This is a genomic window from Halobacterium sp. R2-5, assembly GCF_011734195.1.
Classification (GTDB): domain Archaea; phylum Halobacteriota; class Halobacteria; order Halobacteriales; family Halobacteriaceae; genus Halobacterium.
The window spans coordinates 1,377,702-1,399,622 of the sequence record NZ_JAANTH010000001.1; the positions used below are offsets into that span (position 1 = coordinate 1,377,702).

General features: G+C 59.1%; 23 protein-coding genes. 11 read left to right on the forward strand and 12 right to left on the reverse strand.

All coding sequences use genetic code 11. The features are described from left to right. Position 1: 1 nt before the first annotated feature. On the forward strand, positions 2 to 448 hold the full coding sequence (locus tag G9C83_RS07430) for a DUF5799 family protein (RefSeq protein WP_167245455.1): 447 nt from the start codon (positions 2 to 4) through the stop codon (positions 446 to 448). Here the strand turns inward: G9C83_RS07430 and G9C83_RS07435 are convergent. After that, complete coding sequence (locus tag G9C83_RS07435; protein WP_167245456.1) at positions 445 to 591, reverse strand: hypothetical protein; 147 nt, start codon at positions 589 to 591, stop codon at positions 445 to 447. The genes G9C83_RS07430 and G9C83_RS07435 overlap by 4 nt on opposite strands. A 76-nt stretch (positions 592 to 667) precedes the next feature. Here G9C83_RS07435 and G9C83_RS07440 point away from each other — a divergent pair, with 76 nt between their 5' ends. Beyond that, on the forward strand, positions 668 to 961 hold the full coding sequence (locus G9C83_RS07440) for a DUF5779 family protein (RefSeq protein ID WP_167245457.1): 294 nt from the start codon (positions 668 to 670) through the stop codon (positions 959 to 961). A gap of 157 nt (positions 962 to 1,118) precedes the next feature. Here the strand turns inward: G9C83_RS07440 and G9C83_RS07445 are convergent, their stop codons facing one another. Next, positions 1,119 to 1,469: a hypothetical protein gene (locus G9C83_RS07445; protein WP_167245458.1), complete on the reverse strand. Its 351-nt coding sequence runs from the start codon at positions 1,467 to 1,469 to the stop codon at positions 1,119 to 1,121. A gap of 55 nt (positions 1,470 to 1,524) precedes the next feature. Further along, positions 1,525 to 2,208, reverse strand: coding sequence for a VOC family protein (locus G9C83_RS07450; RefSeq protein WP_167245459.1), 684 nt, complete (start codon positions 2,206 to 2,208; stop codon positions 1,525 to 1,527). Positions 2,209 to 2,277: 69 nt separating this feature from the next. Between G9C83_RS07450 and G9C83_RS07455 the strand changes: the two genes are divergently transcribed. Then, positions 2,278 to 2,940, forward strand: a complete 663-nt coding sequence (locus G9C83_RS07455; RefSeq protein WP_167245460.1) for a hypothetical protein — start codon at positions 2,278 to 2,280, stop codon at positions 2,938 to 2,940. Between the two features lies 1 nt (position 2,941). Here the strand turns inward: G9C83_RS07455 and aglJ are convergent, their stop codons facing one another. Next, positions 2,942 to 3,859: an S-layer glycoprotein N-glycosyltransferase AglJ gene (gene aglJ, locus G9C83_RS07460; protein ID WP_167245461.1), complete on the reverse strand. Its 918-nt coding sequence runs from the start codon at positions 3,857 to 3,859 to the stop codon at positions 2,942 to 2,944. Between the two features lie 89 nt (positions 3,860 to 3,948). On the opposite strand from aglJ, the gene G9C83_RS07465 reads away from it, so the two are divergent. Continuing rightward, positions 3,949 to 5,091 carry a glycosyltransferase gene (locus tag G9C83_RS07465; protein WP_167245462.1) on the forward strand — a complete coding sequence of 381 codons (1,143 nt, stop codon included), beginning with the start codon at positions 3,949 to 3,951 and terminating at the stop codon, positions 5,089 to 5,091. A 163-nt stretch (positions 5,092 to 5,254) separates the two neighbouring features. On the opposite strand, the gene rfbB is transcribed toward G9C83_RS07465, so the two are convergent. Further along, positions 5,255 to 6,178: a dTDP-glucose 4,6-dehydratase gene (gene rfbB / locus G9C83_RS07470; RefSeq protein WP_167245463.1), complete on the reverse strand. Its 924-nt coding sequence runs from the start codon at positions 6,176 to 6,178 to the stop codon at positions 5,255 to 5,257. A 54-nt stretch (positions 6,179 to 6,232) separates the two neighbouring features. Here rfbB and rfbD point away from each other — a divergent pair, with 54 nt between their 5' ends. Continuing rightward, the gene (gene rfbD / locus G9C83_RS07475) at positions 6,233 to 7,135 is read left to right on the forward strand and encodes a dTDP-4-dehydrorhamnose reductase (RefSeq protein WP_167245464.1); all 903 of its coding nucleotides are present in this window, start codon (positions 6,233 to 6,235) and stop codon (positions 7,133 to 7,135) included. A 6-nt stretch (positions 7,136 to 7,141) separates the two neighbouring features. Here the strand turns inward: rfbD and G9C83_RS07480 are convergent, their stop codons facing one another. The 4 genes from G9C83_RS07480 to G9C83_RS07495 are packed head-to-tail and all read right to left on the reverse strand — an operon-like array spanning position 7,142 to position 9,918. Further along, complete coding sequence (locus tag G9C83_RS07480; protein WP_167245465.1) at positions 7,142 to 7,324, reverse strand: hypothetical protein; 183 nt, start codon at positions 7,322 to 7,324, stop codon at positions 7,142 to 7,144. Positions 7,325 to 7,326: 2 nt separating this feature from the next. Continuing rightward, positions 7,327 to 8,400, reverse strand: coding sequence for a glucose-1-phosphate thymidylyltransferase (locus tag G9C83_RS07485; protein WP_167245466.1), 1,074 nt, complete (start codon positions 8,398 to 8,400; stop codon positions 7,327 to 7,329). A gap of 3 nt (positions 8,401 to 8,403) precedes the next feature. Next, complete coding sequence (locus G9C83_RS07490) at positions 8,404 to 8,868, reverse strand: dTDP-4-dehydrorhamnose 3,5-epimerase family protein (protein WP_167245467.1); 465 nt, start codon at positions 8,866 to 8,868, stop codon at positions 8,404 to 8,406. Positions 8,869 to 8,907: 39 nt separating this feature from the next. Beyond that, positions 8,908 to 9,918 carry a glycosyltransferase gene (locus tag G9C83_RS07495; protein WP_167245468.1) on the reverse strand — a complete coding sequence of 337 codons (1,011 nt, stop codon included), beginning with the start codon at positions 9,916 to 9,918 and terminating at the stop codon, positions 8,908 to 8,910. A gap of 84 nt (positions 9,919 to 10,002) precedes the next feature. On the opposite strand from G9C83_RS07495, the gene G9C83_RS07500 reads away from it, so the two are divergent. The 4 genes from G9C83_RS07500 to G9C83_RS07515 are packed head-to-tail and all read left to right on the forward strand — an operon-like array spanning position 10,003 to position 14,177. Next, a complete protein-coding gene (locus G9C83_RS07500; protein WP_167245469.1) occupies positions 10,003 to 10,806 on the forward strand; it encodes a hypothetical protein in 804 nt (267 codons plus the stop codon). Between the two features lie 14 nt (positions 10,807 to 10,820). Further along, on the forward strand, positions 10,821 to 11,774 hold the full coding sequence (locus G9C83_RS07505) for a glycosyltransferase (RefSeq protein WP_167245470.1): 954 nt from the start codon (positions 10,821 to 10,823) through the stop codon (positions 11,772 to 11,774). Next, entirely contained in the window at positions 11,764 to 12,747 is a 984-nt protein-coding gene (locus G9C83_RS07510; RefSeq protein WP_167245471.1) for a hypothetical protein, read from the forward strand. Before G9C83_RS07505 ends, G9C83_RS07510 begins: the two co-directional genes overlap by 11 nt. Continuing rightward, positions 12,744 to 14,177 (forward strand): oligosaccharide flippase family protein, encoded by a 1,434-nt coding sequence (locus G9C83_RS07515; RefSeq protein ID WP_167245472.1) that lies wholly within the window; start codon positions 12,744 to 12,746, stop codon positions 14,175 to 14,177. Before G9C83_RS07510 ends, G9C83_RS07515 begins: the two co-directional genes overlap by 4 nt. A 39-nt stretch (positions 14,178 to 14,216) precedes the next feature. Here G9C83_RS07515 and G9C83_RS07520 read toward each other — a convergent pair whose 3' ends face one another. From G9C83_RS07520 to G9C83_RS07530, 3 genes are read right to left on the reverse strand one after another with little or no spacing between them, the layout of a single operon-like run. Then, positions 14,217 to 15,572 carry a sulfatase-like hydrolase/transferase gene (locus G9C83_RS07520; protein ID WP_167245473.1) on the reverse strand — a complete coding sequence of 452 codons (1,356 nt, stop codon included), beginning with the start codon at positions 15,570 to 15,572 and terminating at the stop codon, positions 14,217 to 14,219. Then, entirely contained in the window at positions 15,565 to 16,581 is a 1,017-nt protein-coding gene (locus tag G9C83_RS07525) for a glycosyltransferase family 4 protein (protein ID WP_167245474.1), read from the reverse strand. The genes G9C83_RS07520 and G9C83_RS07525 overlap by 8 nt, the downstream gene beginning before the upstream one ends. 28 nt (positions 16,582 to 16,609) lie before the next feature. Continuing rightward, the gene (locus G9C83_RS07530; protein WP_167245475.1) at positions 16,610 to 17,635 is read right to left on the reverse strand and encodes a glycosyltransferase; all 1,026 of its coding nucleotides are present in this window, start codon (positions 17,633 to 17,635) and stop codon (positions 16,610 to 16,612) included. 106 nt (positions 17,636 to 17,741) lie between these two features. Between G9C83_RS07530 and G9C83_RS07535 the strand changes: the two genes are divergently transcribed. After that, positions 17,742 to 20,933: an oligosaccharyl transferase, archaeosortase A system-associated gene (locus tag G9C83_RS07535; RefSeq protein WP_167245476.1), complete on the forward strand. Its 3,192-nt coding sequence runs from the start codon at positions 17,742 to 17,744 to the stop codon at positions 20,931 to 20,933. Beyond that, positions 20,933 to 21,868: a DUF368 domain-containing protein gene (locus tag G9C83_RS07540; protein WP_167245477.1), complete on the forward strand. Its 936-nt coding sequence runs from the start codon at positions 20,933 to 20,935 to the stop codon at positions 21,866 to 21,868. Before G9C83_RS07535 ends, G9C83_RS07540 begins: the two co-directional genes overlap by 1 nt. The last annotated feature ends 53 nt before the right edge of the window (positions 21,869 to 21,921 follow it).

The following is a 21,921-nucleotide window of genomic DNA, read 5'->3' on the forward strand; positions in this document are numbered from 1 at the left end:
CATGGCCAACGACTGGCAGGACATGGTGGTCGGCGCGCGCATGACTGTCGACCACGAGTTCTCCGAGCGGGTTCGCGGGTCGTCGCTGTCGAACTCCCAGTGGGGGCTCGTGATGACTGCGGTCGACCTCGAAATCGAGGACGCCGACGACCCCGAGGCGGCTCGCATCGTCGCGAACACGTCGAAACTAGAGCACGTCCTCCCGGAGATGGAGAACGCCGGCAGCCAGCCCGCGCTCGGCGGCGGCCGGCAGCCGAGCGAGAACAGCGGCGGGGGCGTCGTCGGCGGTATCAAGGACGCGCTCGGCCTCGGCAGCGAAGACGACGGCAACGAAGAGCTCGAACAGGAGTCCGTGCAGCTCGCCGAGGAGTACGCGGAAGCGCTCCAGGACCACCTCGAGTCCGAGGGGAAGTGGGACGAGGTGCGGCGCGCGGCGGTCGGCGACTAGCCGTCCCCGGAGTGGAACAGCGTGAGCTCCTCGGCCTCGTAGATGTTGAGGAGCTCCTCGACGAGCTCGTCGTAGGACTCGTCGTCCGTCCGGAGCGCATCCAGCCGCTCGACGGTCTCCTCGCTGAGTTGGACTTCCGGCATACTCGAAGCGACGGCCGCCGCCGGCTTAAACCCACGGGCGGGAAGGTTTTTGCCCCGTGACTCCCACGCTCCGAGTATGTCTGACGGGTTCAATCTCGACCTGCGGAACGCCGAGGAGGAAATCGACGTCCCCGAATCCTTCGAGGGCGACGTCGTCCTCGGCGTCCTCGACGGCACCACGCCCGACGACGAGTGGCTCGCGGAAGTCGACGCCGGGAACGTCCTCCTGCTCGCCGTCGAGGGCGACCTGAACGAACTCGCCGCCGGGTTCGCCGGCGACGTCAAGGACGCCGGCGGCACGCTCATGCACTTCCGGGAGTTTCTCGTCGTCGCGCCGCCCGGCACCGGCGTGGACGCCGACCGGCTGTAGGACAGCGAGAATGGAATAGAACAGCGTACAGCGCGGCTACCAGGTCAGTCCTTCGTAGACGATGCCGTCGCGGCGGTCGATGGCGCGCCGCCCGTCGACGACGACGAGCGTCTGCATCGCGTCGAACGCCGCGTCGAGGGCGGTGATTACTCGGAGTTCACGCCCGTCCCTCGTAGATGGCGTCCGCGGACGTCCCGTTCCGGTTGAACGAGGTGACGGTCGCGCGGACGACGTCGCCCTTCGAGACGCTCTCCGGGACGTCCTCCGTGAACAGCACGAACCCCTCGACTTTCCCGACCGCGACGCGCTCGCCGGAGTGGTGTTCGGTGAACTCCGTGACGCCGAACTCGTAGGTCTCGCCCATATCCACGGGCGCGTCCCGCTGCTGGGCCTCGTCGTGCGCGCGCTTCGACGCCGCCTTCTCCGAGGATCGTCGCCGCCACAGCACCAGTGCGACCAGCACCAGCAGGGCGCCAGCGGCGCCGCCGAAGACTACCGGATTATTCATAGTCGTCCCCTCGAAGCGGACCGCCTACAAACCACCGACTCCCGGATTCCCGGCGTCACGGCTCGGTGAACGTCAGGTAGTGGCCGTCGGGGTCGCGGACGCGTACGCCGCCGTCGATGTCCGAGACGCGACACGCGCGGTCGGCGACCGCGTCCGCTGCTGCTGCTGGCGATTGCGCGGCGAGCGTGAGGTCTGCGTGGACGGCGCCGCGGGCGTCCGCGATGCCGAGCTGTGGCTCCCAGAGTTCGAGGTCGACGGGGCCGCCGAGGCGGACGCGCTCGCGGTCGCCGCCGCGGTCCGTCACCGCGAACCCGAGGTCGCGGTAGAACGCCTCCGCTCGCTCCAGGTCTTCGACTTCGAGGACGACCTCGAAGACGCCCGTGAGCGCGCCGTCGCCGTCCGGACCGCCGGTGCCGATTTCCACGCAGTGGCCGTCCGGGTCGTCGAAGTAGATCGACTGCGCGCTCCCGAAGTCGAACTCCACGAGGTCGAAGTTATCGCCGAGGCGGTCCCGCCACGCGTCGTACTCGTCGAGTGTCGTCGAGAACGCGTAGTGGACGTGGACGCCGCCCCGCGGGACTGTCGACGGCTCGCGGAACACGAGTGTCGTGTCGCCGACCTCGTAGACCGCCTCGTGGTCGCGGCGTTTACCATCCAAGCCGAGATACTGCTCGTAGAACGCCGCCGCGCGGTCGAGAGAGCGGACTTCCAGCGCGAGCGAGTCCAGCGCGGAGAGCATACCGCGTCGTTCGCCGGCCACGTGCAAAGGCCTACCCCGTTTTTGGTGCTGGTCGCCGTAGGTGGTCGTATGCCGATGAAAGTCACCGGCCGCGCCGCCGACTACCGAGAGATAGACAGGTTCGACGACGGCGTCGGCTGGATCGCCCACCCCGACGAGAAGATGCAGCGCGCGAGCCACGCCATCCGCACGGGAGACGACGATGTCTGGATCGTCGACCCCGTGGACGCCGACGGCGTCGACGACCTGTTCGAGGAGTTCGGAGACGTCCAGGGCGTCGTCGTGCTGATGGACCGCCACGCGCGGGCCGCCGCCGCGGTTGCAGAGCGCCACGACGTCCCGATTCACGTGCCGTCGTTCGTCGACCCCGGCATCGACGCGCGCACGCTCCCGGTGACCGACGAGCTCCCCGGCACGGACTTCGAAGTCGTGCGCGTCCTCGACCTGCCGGGCTGGGACGAAGCCGCGCTCTACGACGGCGAGACGCTCGTCCTCGGTGACGTGCTCGGCACCGCGGACTACTTCACCGTCGACGACGAGCGCATCGGCGTTCACCCGATGCTGCGCGTGAAGCCGCCGCAGGCGCTCGAACAGTTCCGCCCCGAGCGTATCCTCGTCGGTCACGGCGACGGCGTGATGTACGAGGCGACCGACGCGCTCCGGGACGCGCTCGACGGCGCACGCCGGCGCGCGCCGAAAGCGTGGCTGGACGCCGTGCGGTCGATGTTCTGAACTAGTCGTCGTCGAGCTGGTCGATGCGGCGGCGCTGCTCGCGGTGGAGGGTGACCACGAGGTCCGAGAGCACGCCGAACATCGCCAGCTGGACGCCCAGCAGGACGAGGACGCCCGCGACCATCGTCAATGCCTCGTGGGAGATTCCCTTCGCAAACCAGTCGTAGCCGACGTACGCCGCGAGTACGGCGCCCGAAATCCCGGAGACGGCGCCGACGCTGCCGAAGTAGAACATCGGGTTCGACGTCTTCGCGAGGCTGTACAGCGTGAGGATGATGCGCCCGCCGTCCGAAATCGGGTGGAGGTTCGTCTCCGAGCCCTCCGGTCGCGCGCGGTACGTGGTAGGGACGACCGCGACGGGAATGTTGTGGCGCGCACACTCCACGGCCATTTCGGTCTCGATGCCGAACCCCTCCGCCGAGAGGAACATCTTCTCGAAGGAGTCTCGGGTGAACGCGCGGTACCCGGAGAGGATGTCGCCGTAGTCCTCGCCGTGGATGCGGTGGAACGCCGCGTTGATGAGGCGGTTCCCCACCTGATTGAGCTTCGTCATCGCGCCCGGCTGCATGTCCGCCGTTCGGTCGCCCACGACGTGCTCGGCGTTTCCGGAGACGAGCGGGTCGAGGAGGCGGGGGGCCTGTTCGGGTGGATTCGTGGCGTCGCCGTCGAGCAGGAGAACGTACTCGTGGTCGATGTGCTCGACGCCCTGGCGGACCGCTTGACCCTTTCCGGTGCCGGACTGTTCGATGACTTCCGCGTCGTGGTCTTCGGCGATGTCTGCGGTGTCGTCCTCGGAGTGGCCGTCGACGACGAGTACGTGGCCGATGCCGACGTCGTAGAGGCCGTCTATCACGTCCGCGATCGTGGCGGCCTCGTTGCGCGTCGGCACGAGCGCGCACACGTCCTCGTAGTCGGTCATTAGATTTGGGTGGACGGCCGGGGCGCAAAAACGTATTCCTTTCGCGGATTGCCGGAGGGGTTATACCACGACGCGTGCAACGCCGCAGTATGAACGTGCTTGCGGCGGCCGCGCTCGCGCTCCTCGCGGTGACGGCCGCGCCCTACGTCGGCTATCTCGCGCTCTACGCGTGGATTCGGCCGTCGGGGTCGCCGGCAGACAAGCAGGACTGGGAGCCATCGGTCAGCATCGTGCTCCCGACGTACAACGAGGAGAAGATCGTCGAGACGAAACTCGACGACGTCCTCGAACTCGACTACCCGATGGAGAAAGTGGAGCTAGTGGTCGTCGACTCCTCGACGGACGACACGCGAGAGATCATCCGCGACTACTTCGGGGACTTGGACGCTCCTGAGCTGGTGTTGCTGGAGGAGGACGAGCGCCGCGGGCTCGCGCCCGCGCTCAACGACGCCTACGAGGCGGCGTCCAACGAGATGGTCGTGAAGACCGACTGCGACTCGAAGCTCCCGCCGGACGTCCTCCGTGAGGCCGCCGCGAACCTCGCAGACGACGACGTTGCTGCAGTGACCGGACGAAACGTAGAAGTCTTGGGTGGCAGCGAAGTTGAGTCCGGGTATCGCGGCGTGCAGTCGCACATCCAGCAGTTGGAGTCGCACCTCGACTCGACGCTCATCTTCCACGGGCCGTTCTCCGCGTTCGAGAACGACGCGCTGTTGCCGATCGACCCGAACTCGCTGGCCGATGATACGGAGCTGGCGTTGAAGATTCGGCGGCAGGGCGGCCGCGTAATCTTCGACCCCACCGTGCAGTACATGGAAGCCAGCTTCTCGGACTTCGTGAAGCGCCGCAAGCAGAAAGATCGGCGAGGAATGGGGCTGATTCGGCTGTTGGTTCAGCACCGGGACGCGCTGGGGAAGTACGGGAACTACGGCAAGGTCGTGCTCCCGTTCAACTGGTGGTTCATGATCGTCTCGCCGTGGCTGCTGGCCGCGACGCTCGTCGTCGGGACTGTTGGGGCGGTGTCGGTGTTCGGTGTGGGTGGGCTGGTGTTGCCCGCTGCAGTTGCGGCGTTCGCGTACCTCGGGCAGAAAGACGTGCTCGGACCAGTGCAGGCGCTGTACTCGATTTTCGACACGCAGGTGTCGTTGCTGCGGGCGAGCGTGGAGTTGCTGGTCGGGGATTCGGACGGGACGTGGGACGTGGATGCCGAGTTGCGGGAGGAATTCGAGTGAAGGTTCGATCTGTTACATATATATTGAACGCTATTGATTGGGTTTCCAGTAGAAATTCCTTCCTATCGTAGTATGGTATGTGCGTGGCCTTTTCATATGGACAGAGTACGATAACCCCTCCCAGATACGTGATATTTTATCTGGAAGATATGGGGGTTTAGAACTAGTTGAGATAGTACTCGATGGTCCGTTCCAAGCCTTCATCGAAAGAGGTGGTCGGCTCCCAGCCGAGGGACTCGATTTTGCCGGTATCTAGTGCGTATCGTTGGTCGTGGCCGGGGCGATCCTCCACGAACTCGATAAGGTCTTCCGAAGCGGCGACTTCCTCGATAATACGCTCAGCAACTCCCTTATTCTCAAACTCGTTGCCACTCCCAATATTATAGACCTCTCCGTCCTGTCCCTTCTCGAGTGCGGTCAGAATTGCTCGGCAATTATCCTTGACGTAAATCCACTCACGAACGTTCGTTCCGTCACCGTACAACGGGAGCGACTTCCCTTCGGCAGCGCGAGTGGTGAACTTTGGAATTAACTTCTCCTCGTGCTGTCGAGGTCCGTAGTTGTTAGAGGAACGTGTAATAACGACTGGAATGTCGTGCGTCGTATAGTAGCTCTTCGCGAGCAAGTCCGCGCTGGCCTTAGTCGCAGCGTAGGGATTTCGGGGATTCAACGGGTCCCCCTCGTCAAACACGCCCTCAGCCGTCTCACCGTATACTTCATCGGTCGAGACCTGGAGAAAACGGTCGATACCGGCTTCCAGTACCGCGTCAAGAAGCACCTGCGTCCCGCGAATGTTCGTCTCGACAAACGGACCTGCACCATTAATGGAGCGGTCAACGTGTGACTCTGCGGCAAAATTCAGGACCACATCCGCGTCGGCAACGAGATCGGAAACGAGCCCCTCGTCACTAATGTTCCCCTCAACGAATTCGTGACGGGGATGGTCAAGAACACCCTCAAGGTTGTCGAGCGAGCCCGCATATGTGAGCGCGTCGAGTGTCGTCACTTCGTGATCGGTCTCCCGCAAGACGAGTCGAACAAAGTTCGATCCGATGAAGCCAGCGCCACCGGTAACGAGTAATTGCATATCTACATATCCGGATGGCCACGTTAATTGCCTTTCGTCGCCCACTCCTTGAGTATGCAACTCCTGGTCACCGGTGCAGGCGGCCTCCTCGGGAGCAATATTGTTTCGACAGCCGTTCAGGCTGGCCACGACGTCCTTGGAACTTATCACACAGATAAACCCGACCTGATGGCTCCGCACCGGCGGCTTGATATCACCCACCACGAAACGTTTCGCAAGCTGGTGAACGAATCTGCTCCCGATGTCGTGGTGAACTGTGCCGCAATGACGGACGTGGATAGCTGCGAATCTAAACCGACCCACGCCGAAAAGGTGAACGGACAGGCACCGGGGAATATAGCAGCTATATGTGCCGAACGAAATATCGCATTCGTTCAAGTCTCAACCGATTACGTATTCGACGGCAAGCGCGAGACGAAGTATAGAGAAGACATCACTCCGAATCCAATACAGACATACGGTCAGACGAAACTCACCGGGGAACGCCGCGTTTTCGAGTGTCATCCTTCGGCACTCATCATTCGGCTCTCATTCGTCTACGGCGTCCATGAGGATACCAGCGATCTCGAAGGATTCCCCGCTTGGGTTGTATCGCGACTCGGCACTGGAGAAGAAGTCCCGCTATTTGTCGATCAACATATTACTCCTACTCGAGCAGGGCAGGCTGCAGAGACGATTCTCACACTCGTCTCTGATGATGCCGCTGGAACCTATCATATCGCATGTAGCGAGTGCGTCACCCCCTATAAGTTCGGCGAGGGAATTTGTAACCAGCTCGATATAGATACTTCACTGCTGATGGAGTCGACAACAGCCGATGTCTCCCGTTCTGCTTCTCGTCCGACACACACTTGCCTCGATGTCGACCGAGTCGAGGCACGACTCGGTCGTCCGCAACCGGATCTCGCGGAGGATCTCCAAGCGATTCGTTCCTCGCTGGAAGCGGGCGTCAGGTAATCAGCCCTAATCTATCCGGTACTGCTCACGGTGCTCTAAGAAATACTCTTGTTCGTCCTCCGAAAGGTCCTCAAACCGGAGAATCTCTTCGCAGTTCAGGCCGGGGCACTTCATTACGCGGCGTTTTTCCAGTTCGTTCGCTGCCTCGATAGTTCCACAGTTCGGACAGGTGAGGGTAATAATGCGCATGGTTAAAGCTTGAGATTGGAATTCTCACCGATAGTCAGGCGCCGTCCCTCAGGGAGAAGCCCCTCCGAGCTGCTGATTGTTGCTCCGCGTCCTACGAGACTGTCGACAATTTTCCCATTCGTGGTCACCTCTGAATCGCCAATAACGACACTGTTCTCGATATGCACGTTTTTGATGGTCGTGTTTGGTCCGATCGAAGTGTACGGTCCGACATAGGCTCCTCCCATGACGGTGGATCCTGAAGCGATGGAAATTGGACCGCGAACCACGGCTCCATCCTCGATGACCGCGTCGTCCGCTAGGTCAATATGGCCCGACACTTCTGCGCCGTCCTCTATTTCCCCGTCGCGGCTCCCAGGTCGCTCATCGAGCGCCAGGCGATTGGCATCGAGGATATCCGCTGGTTTGCCTGTATCTTTCCACCACCCTTCAACGACGTGAGAGTCTATTTGATGGCCGCTATCGAGAAGCGACTGGATGGCATCCGTGATTTCGAGTTCCCCCCGCCAGGATGGCTCCAACTCCTCGATAGCAGCGAAAACTTCGTTAGAAAACACGTACACACCGATGAGCGCGAGGTCAGTTGGTGGCTGATCCGGCTTTTCGATAAGTTGGACGACGTTTCCACCATCGTCAACGTCGGCGATACCGAACTGAGTCGGATTTTCGACATGCTGGAGCGCAATACCGGCGCCGTAGTCGCCTGCTTGGAAGCTTTCGACGAGGTCCTCGATGCCCTGGTTGAGAATATTGTCTCCCAAATACATCACGAAATCGTCATCGCCGACAAAGTCTCGAGCGCAGCCAGCGGCGTGTGCGAGCCCTAATGGTTCACCTTGGACGATGTACGTGATATCGACGCCGAAGCGAGACCCGTTACCCAAATATTCCTGAATTTCGTCGCGCCCCTTGTTCCCGAGAATAATCGCGATTTCGGTAATTCCTGCCTCTTTCAGGTCCTCAATACCGTACTGAAGCACCGGCTTGTTTGCGACGGGCACGAGCTGCTTCGGTCCCGTGTGGGTGATAGGGCGTAGACGCGTCCCAGTTCCACCAGACAATAGCACTCCTTTCATGAACTATTCGTGGGGTTCCGCGTGCCAGTCAAAAGGTATTTCGTCTGAGTCGTGGGGAATCCGCTCTTCGTCGGGCTCATCATAGTCATACAGCTTCGAGGGGAAGTTGAGGAGGAATGCTGGCTCGTCGCCGATGGCCTTGAAACCGTGCCAGCAATCGCCGGGGATGCGAACGGCTACCTGATTATGCTCGCCGACGACCAACGTGTTTAGTTCACCTTGTGTCGGTGAGTCCTCGCGGTCGTCGTAGATTCCGATTTTGATACGGCCTTTCGGACAGACGAAATGGTCAATCTGACCTTCCATATGGCGATGCCACGCGCGCACGATGCCTGGGTAGGTCATTGAGTAGTAAGACATGGCCGGTTCCGGCTCGTAAAGGTCCCAGTCCTCCCGGAAGACCTCGACTAAGTGACCGCGCTCGTCAGCGTTGACCTGGAGTTCGCGGGTTTCGACGCCTTCAATCATAATTAGGTATTATTCTGTTTTGCTGTTAAGGATTTGTACTCAACCACGATACCAGTCAGAAAAGTTATCACGTAATGCAAGTATCTTTCGTCCCAAGGATAAGTCCCCCGTTACCATATCTAGGGCACTTAAGATAAGGAGAAGGTGAGGCCTTAAACCAATCTCATCGGGCAAAGACGTGTTATAGCCAAAAGTCCTCAAGATATATTCAATCACTTGGCGTTCCTTTTCTTCTTGATAGAGACCCCAAGCCCGTCTGAAATTCTGCCTTCGGCATACTTGGGTTATGTATTCCGAACTTACTCCAGGATAATAAATTGACATTTTCTGGGCAATATACAACACTTCATTGTACTCTAAGTGATGGTTAGACGAAAAGTTGGAGTCGTGAGTCCTCTTTTTTGCTAAGGCAGACTCAATATGTTCGAATTCAGCAATTTCAGCAGCTCGAAGCCAGAAGTCATAATCGCCCGCTAATTGAAGCAACTTATCAAAGCCACCCAATCGCTCCCAACAAGACTTTCTGACGGTTGCATTGGTCATGCTCCTTATGAAATTGTGGCTGAGAAGAAGTTGTTGGATCAATTGGTCTCCCGAAGGTTCAGAATCTGGAAGGGGAATGTCACGTATTCTTTTCCCAGAAGAGTCAATTCCTTTGAGGTCAGAATAGACCACATCAGCACATTCTTTTTCGTGGCGTCTTTTATGCTCTAGGAGTTTTCCCTCCCCCCATTCATCATCTTGATCTAAAAAAGCAAGGTACCTACCATCTGAAGTGTCCACTGCGTCATTAAGATTCTGTGCGATACCAACGTTGTAGTCCTGACTAATTAGGATATCTGGCTCAACTGAATGCTGTGAAATAATATCTAAAGTTGCATCATCACTATAATCATCGGAAATTATGAGCTCATAGTCATTGAAATTTTGTTGTTCGATACTGTCCAGAGCACTTTTTATGAACTGTTCGCCGTTAAATGTTGGCAAGATTATTGAGAAAGTTGGGTCCGCTTCTTTTTGCATATCTATAAACCCTGACCACATTGACATCCAGAACGTGCATAAGTGCTCCGGAATGATTCTGGCAAAACAAGAAAGAAACACTCAAAACCTAGGGCCATTATTTTCACACTAATGGAAGAAAACACCGAATTCGTCTACTCCCTCTCTAGTCAACCCTATCCAAACCACATGGTGAAAGATGCAGTACGGTCAATCATGTCGTTAAAAAATTGGGTTAGCCCCGGACAAATTACAGTATATTACACACCTCCGAGGAACGAGCATGATCTAAATGCTCTCCGTGAATTAGAGGTGAATATTGAACTCGTTGAGAACGAGGTAGAACCCTTCTCATTAAATATTTTAGGTAAGTCAACCCCATATGGGGAGATGTGGCATCTATGTAAGTCGGATGCCGACACCGTCGTTTGGTTAGATAATGATACTATAGTGACCCGAAACATTTGGGAGGTTATTGAAGGTAATTATGACTTTAAAGCTCGGTCCGAGGAAGACAAATCTACTGATCCAGGGTGGTATGAAATGTTCGAAAAATTTGACCGGAAACCCATGGATTGGCGGTTTAATGCTGGTTTTCTAGTATTCAAGAACGGCATCCATAAAGAAATAAAAGAGGAGTGGAAGATTCTCATGGAATCGGATTTGGGGTATTACAACGCACCCACAATGCAAGATGCACATGCCCTAGCCCTGTGTGTATCAAAATTTAGATGTGAGAAAATGTCTCCTGAAGAGCACATAATGGAATGGGGAGACAAACCGAAGCCCAACGGATATGTTTACCATTACATTACGGGCTATGATGCTAAAACTCAGATCAGAAATGCCGTTCGAAGACGTATTCCTGAACCTTTGAAGAAAAAAATCAGAAAGTGGAAATCTCAGGGAACCCCCTCAATGTTTTCTCATAAATAATGGAAACCCCTGTCATGCTATACCTGAAACCCCATCACGCACACCGCTCCATGGGGGAGTCAATTGGAGCCGATTTTGTGGAATTAGAACGTGGAAATCCCCTCAAAAGAATTGTTGCAGCGAAGAATCTTGATCTGGATAACAAGCCGATAATCACAGAAGGCGGTAAACCACTTTTTCAAGCAGTTTGGATGAAATTCTTCGGGAATTGCGGTCCGATTATTCACCTTGCGGCGGACGAGACGCTCCCCAATATATTCGATAAATATCCGCATTATAAACATCACGAACGCTTCATCCACTATTTAGAACATAAATATGTAGACGGAGTGATTGGGATCTCAGACAAAATTTGTGAAAGTGCGAGGCGGTTAGGGATATGTAATGTTCAAAAGACATATCCATTTACTGAGGAGTGGAAGTTTGAAAAGCTTACAGATACGACCCCAAATCTGGACTCTGACAAGATTTTGGTTGTCGGGCATAATTCAGACAAAAATAACCTCCAAACCTTAGAGGAAATAGCCAAGTCCTGCTCCTCAGAGGTGTCTATCGACGTTATCGGTGGTGGGACTGAAACGCTTGATAGTGAACACGTTCAGGGTCACGGATTCATAGGGGATGAAGATAGGTTCGTGCAATTCTTTTCGAATGCGAGCTGTTTTCTCTTTCCGGCGGTCTCTCAGATGTTCGGCGTTGTCGTTCTCGAGGCTATGCATGCTGGCCTCCCTCCCATAGTTACCGAGGATGTCGGAGCCAAAGAGGTGTTGTCGCCCGTGGACGATAGACTGATAGCCAAAACCACTCCAGAAGATCTCGCACGGAGTATCGACTGGTATATGAGCCTCCCCCGATCTCAGAAGAAATCATTATCCGGTCAGGTCCGAACGGTCTCTAAGGAGCATTCACCAATGGAAGGGATTAAGCGGTTTGAGAAGTCCTACGAGAACGTAATCAATGACCTTTAGCGATTTTCTTGAGGAAGCCCGGACAGATTACGAAAAATACGGGTTCGAGTCGTTCAAATTTACTGCCCAGGAATTATTCCACGGCCTTCTGAGTCGAGGCGGGTATTGGGTCAATTATGGCGATAACTTCTATGACTACGAGTGGGATTTGCTAATTCTCCTTGATGCTTGTAGGTGGGACTTGATGGAGGAGGTCGTAGACGAATATGACTTTGTAGAGGCTCACGATAATTTCATGGGTCACTCCTCACATTCCCGGGAATGGCTCCATAAAACATTCATGCAGAATGATAACAGTGGGGTTGGGAAATTACAGGTCTGGAAAGAAATTATGCAGGATCCAGACAATATTGACATTTTTAAAGAGCACTACAGTATGAAGGAGACCGAGGAGATTGATGAAACGGCCTATATTACCTGGAATTTCTTTGCGGAAATGCTGGATGGGGACCAATTCGATGAATATGTTCCGGTCGGTAGAGCAAAGTGGGGTGACGGAACCGGGATTCTTGATCCCCGAGAAATTACTGACAGAACTATTGAGGTAATGAGGGAACATTCTCCGGAAAGAACGATTGCTCACTATATGCAACCTCATACCCCGTTACGGAAGGAGGCGGAACCAGACGTTTCTGGGAGCGTCTGGGAACGAATTCAGCGAGGAGAGAAGGATTACGACGAGGCGTGGTCGGAATACAAAGATAATCTGCGGTGGGTCATGGATGACGTGGAGCTTCTTCTAGAAAACGTTGACGCAGAAACGGTCGTAATTTCCGCTGACCACGGAAACGTTATTGGGGAATGGGGATGTTACGGTCATCGTCCATATGCCCCGATTCCCGCAGTGAAGCGGGTTCCGTGGATCGAAGCTACTGCGAACGACGAAGGAACTTACGAGCCTGAAATAGACGATAAAGAGGAGGCGAATCAGGAGGAAATAGAGGACAGACTTGAAGCCCTCGGGTATAAATGAGTGCTGGTAATCTCAGCTTGGGGCTGGAGGCTGCCAAAGCTTTCTCCGCAAACCTGATTCAGGCTATTGTTGGATTTGCAGGGACTGTAATCTTTGCGCGGGTTCTTGGTCCGACATCATTCGGTGGTTACTACTTTCTCCTCTCAATCATTTTCCTGATTAATCGCCCTATCTGGGGTTTTGGGAGTGCTGCGAAGAAACGGTTTTCAGAAAAGAATGCCCCGAGGGGTGAGATTGTATCGGCAATCACTGTCATCAATTTCATATTGATAGCAATTACCGGGACAGTCCTTTTATTAACCAATACTATTAAATCTCAATCAAACGTTCCTTCCGCGGAGTTAGTCTTCCTCACGATTCTGGGGAGCATCATCTTCTTCTTCCCCTTCCAGATGCTGATTGGAGCGAAGGGAATGCCAGGGCGTTCGACTTGGCTCGACACACTCCGTTCAGTACTCACGTTGCCTCTCCAGCTATTGTTTGTTATTTCGGGATTTGGTGCAGCGGGGATGGGATATGGTCTAGCTAGTGCAACACTCCTTACAATTCCTGTCACGTACTATACTGTTGGTACGAAGCCGACGTTACCGACCCGCGAGACGTTCGCCTCCCTGTGGGAGTTCGCGCGATACAGCATTCCGGGAGCCTTCGTCGGCAAAGCCTACGACCGATTCGACATCCTCCTCCTGGGAACCATTCTCACCACGGGTGTTGCCGGCCACTACGAGGTCGCGAACAAGCTCACCGTCCCAGCACTGTTCCTCTCGGGTGCGATTACCTCAGGACTCATGCCGAAGGTGTCGAACCTCCAGAGTAAATCGGAGGACCCCACCACGGATATCTCGAACGCGCTGTCCTTCGCGAGCCTCCTCGCAATTCCTATCTTCTTCGGTTCGCTTGCCCTCTCGCAGAAACTGGTTGTGACCGCGTACGGCGCGGACTACGCTATGGCTGCGCCGTACTTGGTGGGTCTCGCGTTCTACAAAGTAATCTCGTCACAGACGTCGGTCCACCGCTCAACGCTCTCTGGTCTCGACCTTCCAAGAATCAACCTGAAGTTCTCGACGCTTGCGTTACTCGTAAACGTGGTCCTCGGGGTTGCCCTTGTCTTCGTTATCGGGGGCATCGGCGTGGTCATCGCGACTATCATAGCCGAAGCAGTGCAGTACTTCGGAGCGATGTACACCGTCAAACGGGAGCTTCCAGCCGTCGAGATCTTTCCAACGACTTTCCTCCAGCAGGTAGGTGCTGGAGTTGCGATGCTTTTCGCGCTTTATGGTCTCCGAGGTCTCTTTGTTCTCGACTCATTATACTCTGTAGGGCTCATTGTCGGATGTGGAGCGGCGGTGTACGGTACTGTGCTTCTGGTAGTGAGTCCCCAACTCCGAGTTACCCTAATGGGTGTTTACGGAGACGTAGCAGGAAAATAGCCGAGCGGCTAGTTTCACGGAGGGAACAACTAACGTGGGTTACTCGATGTATCCCAATTCACGAAGCCGTTCCTCTGTATTTTCATCGAGGTTGTCGTCCCCGCTCCCCACAGCCTCTAGTTCCGCACGCAACTGTTCCATCAGCGCCTCTTCCAGTTCGACCGGATGCTCTCCCCACCGATTCTCGAGTTCCATCGGGTCATTCGGCCGGTAGTACGCCTCCCAGCTTTCCTCCGGGAAGTTCTTCGCGCCCCAGTCACCTTCGGGATGGTAGAGAACTTTCCACTCCTCTCCGACGGCCGCAGCCATCCGCTCACCGGCTTCCATCACGTTCTGGACGGTGACTGTATCGCGATCAGCTCGTTCATCAAATAGTAGAGACGGCCGACCTCCGGGACGCTCCTCCGAACCTGCTAGGTCGAGAATCGTACTCCCGAGGTTGAGAAGCGACGTCGGCCCGTGGACGCGACCGGTCTCGCCGACGTTCTCCATTACCATAGGAACGCGCGTGACTGTGTCGTACATGAGTGGACGATGCCCGTAGTTTGCGTGTTCGCCGAACTCGTCACCGTGATCGCTATGTACGATTAACGGTTCGTCGCCGTAGCCTTCCACGGCAAGTTTCTCCCGTAGTTGATCGACGAACGCATCCGCGTACCGAATCGTGTTGTCGTAGGCATTCACGATAGAGGGTCGTCGTTCGCCGACGAGTCCGCGGTACCGGCGCATCGCGTAGTTCAACGCGTACGTCGAACGGATACCAGGCTGGTCCCACTCCTGATATTCAGGTGGGGGGTAGTAGGGATGGTGGGTGTCGATCAGCAGTACCCAAAGGAAGAATGGCTCCGGCGCATCCTCGACGAACTCGGCGATGTCGTCCCACATCTTCTCCCAGTGGGGCGGCTTCTTCCCGGCAGCCGTTCGCTTGAGGTCGACAGCGAAGTTCGCCATGTCTACCTTCTGGAGCGCCTCGTAGATGCGCTTCTTCCAGCCGGAGTCGGTGCTGTCGTCCTCGTCCCACATGTGGTCCTCGTAGACGTCCCAGCCGCGGTCCCAGCCGAACGAGGAGCTCACGAGCGCGTTGAAGTGGAAACCACCCGTATAGTACCCCTCGTTTTGAAGGTACTCTTGGAGGAGTTTCCGGTCCGCATTTGCCTCCCGCCAGTGTTGGGGGTTCGGGTACTCCATGCTTCCGCTGGCGTGCTTGCCGGAGAACATTCCGGTGAAACTCGCTGGCGTCCCGACAGCCGGCACTTGCGGGTCGTCGAACACCAGGCCGTCCTCGGCCATCGCGCTGAGCGTCGGCGTCGTCTCCCGGTCGTACCCGTACAGCGGCAAGTGGTCTGCACGGACGCTGTCCCACGAAACCAGAACGATGTTTTGTTTTTCAGTCATTTGTGGTGGTGTCGTATCCCAGGTCGGCGAGGAGGTTTCTCAGCTGGAACGCAAACAAGTCCAGTCCCGTCTCCTCGTCGAACCCAGAGCCGTAGTTTGCTGCACGACGACCGAGCTCAGCGCGCCGCTCCTGTGGGAGCGAGAAGTACCAGTCGATGGCGTCCGCCACGTCCACCGATGTCGGGTCCGCAAGGAGGCGCCCGTTCACGCCCCGTACGAGCGTAGCCGTGCCGACACCCGGCGTTGTGACGACAGGTAGGCCCGCGCAGAGTCCCTCTAGGGTCGCCACTGGGAACGCTCCGACTGGCGCTGGGAATACCATCAGCGCCGCGGACTCGAACAGTTCGACGAGCCGCTGTTCGCTCACGAACCCGTGGGTCGTTATCTGGTCCGTTTCGCTGATCTCCGTCGTGTCGGGACCGACGAAGTCAACAGTCACGTCGGCGTCGACTCGCGGCATCGCGTCCACGAGGATGTCCTGTCCGTTCTTCTCTCGGTACTTCCCGACACAGAGTATCCGAGTTCCATCGAGCGATGAATCGAGTTCGCGAAGTAGCGAGTACCGATTGGCTTCGATGAACGGGTGCGTTACTCGAACTGGGCCGTCAGTGAATCGTTCGGCAATGGTGGCGATGCGCTCACTCACCGCAAGTGTACCATCGACGAACCGTTGCGCGAATCGATGCGTGAACCGACTCGTTCGACTACGACTCGGCAGCGGGTCGACGATGTCGTGGTACGTCGAATCAGCACCGAGTGCGATCACCGGCCCCGACGTTCCCAGCGCCTTCAGGACGGTGCCTTCGGCGAGTGGAACGCCTCCTTCGAGAATGACCGGCCGGTCACCGAAATCATGGCTTCGGCCTGCGAGAATCCGGTCAATCGGGCTGCCAGTCTGACACTGTACCATCTCGGCGCCCACGCACTCCGCCATCTTCTCGTGGACTGGATGGGGGTCGTAGTATAGGAAGACTGGCTCTGGTTGTATTTCGAAGTCCGATCGGACCATTCGACGGCCTAGCTCTGGCAAGGAATCGTTAAAAGTACACCGTTTCGACGAACTCGCGCAAGTCCGCGCGGAACCGCTCCGTACTGTAGTCATATGAACGGTTCCGGAGCACTTGTCGGTCCCAGTCTCCCCGAAGCACGTCCTGGATTCCGGTCACGACGGCTTCGGGTGTCGGTTCGACTAGGACGCCAGTGTCCTCGTCAACCTGATTGTTCGTGTTCGGTTCGTCAACACCCACCACCGGCGTGCCTGCGGCCATGTATTCGATTGGCGTGATGCCAAAATCCTCTCGCTCCGCCAAGAAAACTCCTGCAGCGCTTTCCTCAATAGTTGACCTGAGGGTCTGGTCGTCGACGTACCCGAGGATGTCGACGTTCGACGGAGCGGTCCGTTCGATTTCCTCGCGCAGCGGGCCGTCGCCGACCAGCTTGAGTGTACAGTCCGGTAGTTCTTGCATCGCGTTGACAGCCACACGCGGGCGCTTTCGGTCTTCAAGTCGGCCGACCATCACGAGCTGTGACTCGACTCGTTCGGTGTCCGACGAGAATTGCTCCACGTCCACCGGTGGTGGAATTACACGGTCGACGCCTTGACCGTACTGCCGGAAGACGCGGGTAGACGTGAGCTCGCTGTTCGCGATCAGGTGTGGGATTGCGGACGTTTCGATCCGGTCAACTATCTTGACGAGATAGGAGAACAGGCCGCCAGTGAACCACAGTGATGCCAGCGGCGGATGGTGGAGGTAGTGGACGTGGAGTTGGTCATCGTACGGCTGGAAGAATTTCGTGGCCGGACCACTCGATAGCACGAGATCGTATTCTCGCAGGTCGAGGTTGAGAATCGACCGGGCAGTCCTGATATCGTTGAGCGTGCCGCTCCGTGATGTTTTCCGGAGAAGCGTAACCTCGTTTGGAACCCGAGTTTCCCACCAACTCCAGTCCTTTCCGGAGAATCCGATGTAGAGGTCCGCGTCGAGGGCGTGAGCAGCCTCCGTGACGACGTTCACCGCACCGCCCGGGTGGATGGTTCCGTCGTGAACTACCGCAGTCTCCATTGATTCCGGTATCTACCTCGGGTACTGCTAAAACCATCGATGTTGGCGGTTACCCAGTTCCACAACTTCACAAGGCTTATTCGCCCGCTGTCAGTCCCTACCACCAATGAGCGAGACGAACGAGGCATCGAGGGATTCCTCCACGACGCCCGATTCAGCCCTCGACGCTCTCGAAAACTGGTACCACGTACCCGTGCTGGGCGCTGTCCTCGCGTTCATGTTCTGGGTGCGCGTGCAGGCGTGGGAGAACTTCACGCAGAACGGCGAAGTGTACTTCTCCGGGAACGACGCGTACTACCACTTCCGGCAGGTTATGTACACGGTCCAGAACTGGCCGTCGACGATGCCATACGATATTTGGACCGGGTTCCCAACCGGAGTGGGCGTCGGTCAGTTCGGGACGCTGTTCGACCAAATCGTCGCGACAGTCGCACTTCTCGTCGGGCTCGGCAGCCCCTCCCAAGAGACCGTCTCGATGACACTGCTGTTCGCTCCGCCGGTCTTCGCCGCACTACTCACGATTCCGACGTACCTCATCGGGAAGCGTCTGGGCGGCCGGCTCGGCGGCGTCTTCGCCGCAGTCATTCTCGGACTCCTTCCAGGTTACTTCCTCTCGCGGAGCCTCGTCGGCGCTGCGGACCACAACGGCGCGGAGCCGCTGTTCCAGGCGTTCGCAGTCCTCGCGACGATGGTCGCGCTCGCCGTCGCGGAACGCGAGAAACCCGTCTACGAGCAGTTCCTCGACCGTGACGTCGCAGGCCTCCGCCGTGTCGTCGGCTGGAGCGTCCTCGCCGGCGCCGCCACCGCGGCCTACATGTGGGTGTGGCCGCCCGGCATCCTGCTGGTCGGCATCTTCGGCGTGTTCTACCTCGTGAAGCTGACAAGCGACTACTACAGCGGCACGAGCCCAGACCACGTTGCCGTCGTCGGCGCCGTCAGCTCGGTGACAACCGGCCTCCTGATGCTGGTGCCGCTGTCGACGCTCTCCTTCTCTCCGTCCCAGTTCTCTATCCTCCAGCCGCTGTTCTCGATCGCAGTCGGTGTCGGCGCGGTGTTCCTGGCGTGGCTCGCCCGCGAGTGGGACAACCGTGAACTCGACGCCACTACGTACCCGCTCGCAGTGTTGGGTATCCTCGTCGTCGCGCTCGGTGTGACGACGGTCGTGCTCCCCAACTTCTGGGGGATGCTCCAGTCGAATCTCCTGCGCTTCGTCGGCTTCAGTGCCGGCGCAGCGACCCGCACCATCGGCGAGGCGCAGCCGTTCCTTTCGCGGACGGGCCGCTACGGCCTGGGAATGTTCGGCGTCATCTTCCTCGAGTACGGACTCGCGTTCTTCACGGCGCTCCTCGGCGCGGCGTGGATTCTCCTCCGACCGCACTTCCGCAGCGGCAACCCGCGACGCATCGGCGGTGCGGCGGCCGCAGTCCTCGTGGTCGGTCTCGTGTTCGCGGTGCCGGGCATCGGTGACGCGGTCGGCACGCTCTTCGGCGTGGACGGCCAGCTCGGCTCGCTCGCCATCGTCGGCGTCACGCTGCTCGCGGTCACGGTGACCGGCGAGTACGACGCGGAGAAACTGCTCGTGGTCGTCTGGGGTGCGTTCATCGCCTCGGCGGCGTTCACGCAGGTGCGGTTCAACTACTACCTCGTCGTGCCGGTCGTCGTGCTGAACGCGTACGTGCTCAAAGTCGTGCTCGGCTTCGTGAGCCTCGACAAGCCGGCCTCCCAGGTCGAGGACGTCGACTGGTACCAGGTCGGCACGGTCGTCGCGGTCGTCCTGCTGGTGCTCGTCCCCATTGCGGCACCCGTAGCTGCGTCCGCGACCGGCGGCGGCGCCAGCCCGGTTCGACTGACGAACAACCAGGGCCAGCAGGTGCCCCTGCAGTCGGCGACGACAGTCGGCGCGTCGAACGGTCCCGGCGCGGTGACAGTGTGGGACGACGCGATGGAGTGGATGGACGAGAACACGCCCGACCAGGGTACCTACGGCGGCGCGGACAACGCCGACCAGATGGAGTACTACGGGACGTACAGCCAGACCGACGACTACGACTACCCCGAGGGTGCGTACGGCGTGATGTCGTGGTGGGACTACGGCCACTGGATGACCGTCGAGGGCCACACCATCCCGGTCGCGAACCCGTTCCAGCAGCACGCGAGTGAGGCCGCGAACTTCCTGCTCGCGCAGAACGAGACGGAGGCCGCGAACGCGCTCGAAGTCGTCAACGAGGACGACGCGAAGACGCGCTACGTCGCGGTGGATTCCCAGATGGTCTCGCCCCAGGAGAAGTTCAGCGCGCCGACGGTCTTCTACGACGGCCCGCGAGATCTCACCTACCGTGACTACGTCACGCAGACGTACGCCGGCCAGTTCTCCGACGGGCAGCTCCAGCGGCAGCCCCAGCCCTACTTCCAGCTCCGGGAGCAGCCGTACTACGAGTCGCTGATGGTGCGGCTCTACCAGTACCACGGCAGCGCGAAGCAGCCCGACCCGCTGGTCGTCGACTGGGAGTCCGACCCCGGCGCGCCGGTCTTCGACGCGAGCCAGCAGAGCCCGTTCCGGCAGTTCGACACGCTGAGTGAGGCCGAAGCGTACGTGGCGAACGACTCCACGTCCCAGATCGGTGGGTACGGGCGCAGCCCGCCGGAGTACGTCGACGCCCTCCAGCACTACCGGCTCATCGGGTCGAGCGACGACACCGGCGTGAAGCTCTTCGAGCGCGTCGAGGGCGCGACCGTCGAGGGCACCGGGCCCGCGAACACGACGGTGACCGCGTCGGTCACGCTGAACATGACCGACCTCTCGCAGGGCGGGCAGACGCCGCAGTTCACGTACACGCAGCGCGCCGAGACCGGGCCGGACGGCGAGTTCACGATGACGCTCCCGTACTCGACGACCGGCTACGACGAGTACGGCCCCGAGAACGGCTACACGAACACGTCCGTCCGCGGCGCGGGCCCCTACGAGTTCACGACGGGGCCGACGACCTCGGAGGACCTGACGACCGTCGAGTGGAACGCGACTGCCGACGTCACCGAGGGACAGGTCCTCGGCACTGAGGAGACCACGACCGAGGTCGACCTGGAGCGCCACGTCGTCGACCGCCCGGAAGGCGCGGAGCAGAACGACACGAGCAACGAGACGCAGTCGCTGGCGTCGCCGGACGCGGTGACGACCGAGACGTCCACTGCGTCCGCGGACTCGGGTAGCGCGCCGGTCGACGCGCAGTCGCCGTTCGGCGCGGCCGCAGCGCTCGCGGCGCCAGCGGTCGTCGGCGCGCTCGCCCGCCGGTACGCCTGATGGCGGGACGCGACTGGCTGGCGGTCTACCTGAAGGGCGCGGCGATGGGCGCCGCCGACGCCGTCCCCGGCGTCTCCGGTGGGACGATCGCGCTCATCACGGGCATCTACGAACGCCTCGTCGGCGCCATCGCGGCGCTCGACCCGGTGGACGCGCTCGGCCTGCTCGCACTCGTGCCGAAACTCGGCAGCCGTGACGCCCGCGAGGAGTTCGCGGAGACGCTCGTCCGGATGGACGTGCCGTTCCTCGCACTGCTCGGATTCGGCGTCGTGACCGCGGTCGTCACGGTCGCGAACCTCGTCCACGTCGCCATCGCGGACTTCCCGGGCGTGACGTTCGCGTTCTTCTTCGGGCTCATCGCGGCGTCGGTCGTCGTGCTGCTCAGTGAGGTGTCCGTCGACACGCCCCGCCGAATCGCGGCCGGCGTCGTCGGGTTCGTGCTCGCGTTCGTCCTGAGCGGGCAGGCCCAGTCCGGCGCGCTCCCCGAGGTCCTCCCCGTGGTCTTCCTCGCGGGCGCCGTCGCCATCTGCGCGATGGTGCTGCCGGGCGTCTCGGGGTCGCTGCTGCTGTTGACGTTCGGGATGTACGACACGATGACGTCGGCGGTCAGCGACGTCACGAGCGCCGCGCTCGACGGCGACGTCGCCGCGAGCGTAGAGCCGTTGACGACGCTCGTGGTGTTCACGGGGGGCGCGGTCGTCGGCGTGCTGTCGTTCGCGCGCGTCGTCGAGTGGGCGCTCGAACACTACCGCGCGGCGACGCTGACGTTCCTCGTCGCGCTCATGGCGGGCGCGCTGCGGGCGCCGGCCATCCAGATCACCGACGCGACCCCCGAGTGGACTGCGACCCGGGCGGGCGTCCTGCTCGCCTCCGCGGTCGTCGGCGCGGCGGCCGTGCTCGTCATCGACGCGACGACGGACGACCTCGACTACTGACGGCGACAGCTCCCGCCGGAGTGCGTAGCGTTTTCCTCACGGCCGCCGAACAC

Bases quoted from the DNA above. Each gene is read 5' to 3' on its own strand.
- G9C83_RS07430 (WP_167245455.1), top strand. From the start codon at position 2: ATGGCCAACGACTGGCAGGACATGGTGGTCGGCGCGCGCATGACTGTC.
- G9C83_RS07435 (WP_167245456.1), bottom strand. From the start codon at position 591: ATGCCGGAAGTCCAACTCAGCGAGGAGACCGTCGAGCGGCTGGATGCG.
- G9C83_RS07440 (WP_167245457.1), top strand. From the start codon at position 668: ATGTCTGACGGGTTCAATCTCGACCTGCGGAACGCCGAGGAGGAAATC.
- G9C83_RS07445 (WP_167245458.1), bottom strand. From the start codon at position 1,469: ATGAATAATCCGGTAGTCTTCGGCGGCGCCGCTGGCGCCCTGCTGGTG.
- G9C83_RS07450 (WP_167245459.1), bottom strand. From the start codon at position 2,208: ATGCTCTCCGCGCTGGACTCGCTCGCGCTGGAAGTCCGCTCTCTCGAC.
- G9C83_RS07455 (WP_167245460.1), top strand. From the start codon at position 2,278: ATGCCGATGAAAGTCACCGGCCGCGCCGCCGACTACCGAGAGATAGAC.
- aglJ (WP_167245461.1), bottom strand. From the start codon at position 3,859: ATGACCGACTACGAGGACGTGTGCGCGCTCGTGCCGACGCGCAACGAG.
- G9C83_RS07465 (WP_167245462.1), top strand. From the start codon at position 3,949: ATGAACGTGCTTGCGGCGGCCGCGCTCGCGCTCCTCGCGGTGACGGCC.
- rfbB (WP_167245463.1), bottom strand. From the start codon at position 6,178: ATGCAATTACTCGTTACCGGTGGCGCTGGCTTCATCGGATCGAACTTT.
- rfbD (WP_167245464.1), top strand. From the start codon at position 6,233: ATGCAACTCCTGGTCACCGGTGCAGGCGGCCTCCTCGGGAGCAATATT.
- G9C83_RS07480 (WP_167245465.1), bottom strand. From the start codon at position 7,324: ATGCGCATTATTACCCTCACCTGTCCGAACTGTGGAACTATCGAGGCA.
- G9C83_RS07485 (WP_167245466.1), bottom strand. From the start codon at position 8,400: ATGAAAGGAGTGCTATTGTCTGGTGGAACTGGGACGCGTCTACGCCCT.
- G9C83_RS07490 (WP_167245467.1), bottom strand. From the start codon at position 8,868: ATGATTGAAGGCGTCGAAACCCGCGAACTCCAGGTCAACGCTGACGAG.
- G9C83_RS07495 (WP_167245468.1), bottom strand. From the start codon at position 9,918: ATGTCAATGTGGTCAGGGTTTATAGATATGCAAAAAGAAGCGGACCCA.
- G9C83_RS07500 (WP_167245469.1), top strand. From the start codon at position 10,003: ATGGAAGAAAACACCGAATTCGTCTACTCCCTCTCTAGTCAACCCTAT.
- G9C83_RS07505 (WP_167245470.1), top strand. From the start codon at position 10,821: ATGCTATACCTGAAACCCCATCACGCACACCGCTCCATGGGGGAGTCA.
- G9C83_RS07510 (WP_167245471.1), top strand. From the start codon at position 11,764: ATGACCTTTAGCGATTTTCTTGAGGAAGCCCGGACAGATTACGAAAAA.
- G9C83_RS07515 (WP_167245472.1), top strand. From the start codon at position 12,744: ATGAGTGCTGGTAATCTCAGCTTGGGGCTGGAGGCTGCCAAAGCTTTC.
- G9C83_RS07520 (WP_167245473.1), bottom strand. From the start codon at position 15,572: ATGACTGAAAAACAAAACATCGTTCTGGTTTCGTGGGACAGCGTCCGT.
- G9C83_RS07525 (WP_167245474.1), bottom strand. From the start codon at position 16,581: ATGGTCCGATCGGACTTCGAAATACAACCAGAGCCAGTCTTCCTATAC.
- G9C83_RS07530 (WP_167245475.1), bottom strand. From the start codon at position 17,635: ATGGAGACTGCGGTAGTTCACGACGGAACCATCCACCCGGGCGGTGCG.
- G9C83_RS07535 (WP_167245476.1), top strand. From the start codon at position 17,742: ATGAGCGAGACGAACGAGGCATCGAGGGATTCCTCCACGACGCCCGAT.
- G9C83_RS07540 (WP_167245477.1), top strand. From the start codon at position 20,933: ATGGCGGGACGCGACTGGCTGGCGGTCTACCTGAAGGGCGCGGCGATG.